Annotated in this window: 2 protein-coding genes; both read left to right on the forward strand. The window is 42.7% G+C overall.

The features are described 5' to 3' along the window. Positions 1-208 precede the first annotated feature (208 nt). A complete protein-coding gene (locus VIP81_RS12525) occupies positions 209-415 on the forward strand; it encodes a hypothetical protein (RefSeq protein WP_331960774.1) in 207 nt (68 codons plus the stop codon). Between the two features lie 112 nt (positions 416-527). Then, positions 528-1,547 carry a rhodanese-related sulfurtransferase gene (locus VIP81_RS12530; protein ID WP_331960777.1) on the forward strand — a complete coding sequence of 340 codons (1,020 nt, stop codon included), beginning with the start codon at positions 528-530 and terminating at the stop codon, positions 1,545-1,547. Positions 1,548-1,833: the final 286 nt, after the last annotated feature.

The following is a 1,833-nucleotide window of genomic DNA, read 5'->3' on the forward strand; positions in this document are numbered from 1 at the left end:
AAGGGTGCCAATCGGGGTTGTAACTTAAAAGCAAAGTTATATACAATAATTATCAAATAGTTATAAAATAACAAATATTTTTTTTGGAGTTAAATGAACCTTTCTCCGATGGTTTACGTTAGTAAGGTAATCATATTTGGACAAGCGCTGTGCACATTTTACTCACACGTACGTGCCAAATGTATCGTCATCCTTTGAATTATCTGCTATGCGAAAAATAGCCCTTTACGCGCTGCTCTCAGGGATTTTCCTGGCTGCTGCAGCCTACATTACCGAATCGAATGACCTGCCCGGAGCAGTAGAATTGAGAACCCCCGGTTTTATTGGTTATATCTTCATTATCAGTGCAATAGCCTGGTTTTCTTTACAAGTCCTTTATAACTGGAGTAAAGAGGCAGACCCTTACCACTACTGATATTCCTGTATTTTTGCTACCTTTGCGCCCTGATTAGCTGCTCTTTTACAATTAAAGAGGGCTGATTGAATTTTGTTCACTAGAGCAAGTGTCCTTAAAATTCAGGTGAATTATGGCATTACACAACAGAGTATCCGCCGCCGAGTTGAAACAACGGCTGGCATTGGAAACATTTAAACGCGTGACTGTTTCTTTCTATCAGTACGCAAAAATCCCCGACCCGCAAGCATTCAGGGATCAATTATACGCATCTCTTTTTCAGCTGGACACATTCGGACGTATCTACGTAGCCACAGAGGGCATTAATGCCCAGGTGAGCGTTCCCGCGCACCATTTTGAGGCATTTAAGCAACAGTTGTACGCCATTGATTTCCTCAACGGCATCCGTCTTAATATCGCAGTAGACGACGACGGCAAATCCTTTTTTGTATTGAAAATCAAAGTACGCGATAAAATCGTGGCAGATGGTATAGAAGATCCGTCTTTCGATATGGCCAACCGTGGCCGGTACGTAGATGCTAAAACATTCAATGACCTCACCGCTGATCCGGACACGGTGATTGTGGATATGCGTAATCACTATGAGTACGAAGTAGGCCACTTTGAGGGCGCCATAGAAGTACCGTCAGATACTTTCCGCGACCAGTTGCCGATGGCTGTGAATATGCTGGCAGATCAGAAAGATAAGAACATCATCATGTACTGCACCGGTGGCATCCGCTGTGAAAAAGCATCCGCCTATATGCTCCACAATGGGTTTAAAAATGTATTCCATCTGGAAGGCGGCATCATTGAATACACCAACAAAGCAAAAGAACAAGGACTCCCCGTTAAATTCAAAGGCAAAAACTTTGTATTCGACGACCGGCTGGGAGAGCGTATCAGCGATGATATCATCAGTCATTGCCATCAATGTGGTGAACCTTGTGATTCCCATACCAACTGTTTAAACGATGGTTGTCACCTCTTATTTATTCAGTGCGAAGCCTGTGCGAAAAAGTATGATGGCTGTTGCAGTGAATCCTGCCAGACCGTACATGCACTGCCGGCAGAACAACAGGCGGAAATGCGCAAGGGGGTGGAGAAAGGACTGATGTTCAATAAATCCAGACGTCGGAAAATGCAGGAATAAAAAATCCGCCCCGCGTTGTTTCTTCTCGGCAGGGCGGAGTAGTTGACCATAAAATTGAATCGGCCGGAGTAATCTGGTCTTTTCTTTTTTATGGCCATTCTATCAACCTATATGCGAACTAAAAAGCTATTAGCTGTTAGCTTTTAGCTATTAGCAAATGTTTGTTGGTCTTCGCTGCATTTACTAAAAGCTAAAAGCTAAAAGCTAAAAGCTAAAAGCTAAAAGCTAAAAGCTAACAGCTAAAAGCTAACAGCTATCTCACAGTATATCTTTTTTGTTTTTATAA

Source organism: Chitinophaga sp., assembly GCF_036566945.1.
Taxonomy (GTDB): Bacteria; Bacteroidota; Bacteroidia; order Chitinophagales; family Chitinophagaceae; genus Chitinophaga.

Excerpts from the sequence above, each read along its gene's own strand:
- VIP81_RS12525 (WP_331960774.1), top strand. The coding sequence starts at position 209 with ATGCGAAAAATAGCCCTTTACGCGCTGCTCTCAGGGATTTTCCTGGCT.
- VIP81_RS12530 (WP_331960777.1), top strand. The coding sequence starts at position 528 with ATGGCATTACACAACAGAGTATCCGCCGCCGAGTTGAAACAACGGCTG.